The organism is Aerococcus sp. L_32, assembly GCF_050689315.1.
In genome coordinates this window covers 1-622 of the sequence record NZ_JBOEQF010001087.1, presented here as the reverse complement: position 1 = coordinate 622, position 622 = coordinate 1, and the positions used below count along the sequence as shown (strand labels likewise).

Sequence of the window (622 nt, the reverse complement as noted above, 5' to 3'; positions counted from 1 at the left end):
GGTGACACGTGAAAACTTAACTGGTTTGCGCGTTATTAGAGCTTATAACGCAGAAAAATATCAAAATAAAAAATTCGCTAAAGCTAATGACGACTTAACCAATACACAACTCTTTGTTAACCGCATAATGGGGATCATGCAGCCCGGTATGACCCTCGTATCAAGTGGTTTAACCCTAGTAGTATACTGGTCAGGTGCTTACTTAATCGCCGATGCAGCGCAAGGGACAGAACAAATTAACCTATTCTCAGACATGGTTGTCTTCTCATCTTACGCCATGCAAGTGATCATTGGATTCCTGTTGATGGTCATGATCTTCATGATTTTACCGCGTGCCATCGTTTCGGCAAAACGGATCAACGAAGTGCTTGATCTAGCACCATCCATTGATTTTAAAGAAGATGCCATTCAAACAAGTGAACAAGGATCTGTTGAATTCAAAAACGTCACTTTTAAATATGGTGATGATGCCAAACCAGCCCTTAAAGATATCAATTTCAAAATCAACAAGGGTGAAACCTTAGCCATTATCGGATCAACTGGTTCAGGTAAATCCACTTTAATCCAAATGATTCCACGTCTATACGACGTATCTGAAGGACAAGTACTTGTCGACGGGCAT

Annotated in this window: 1 protein-coding gene; it reads left to right on the top strand. The window is 40.5% G+C overall.

Features of this window, described 5'->3' with window-relative positions; translation table 11 throughout:
* Position 1 precedes the first annotated feature (1 nt).
* Positions 2-622, top strand: a 621-nt coding sequence (locus ACRCJ0_RS18310; protein ID WP_431391572.1) for an ABC transporter transmembrane domain-containing protein, incomplete at its 3' end; no start/stop codon positions are given.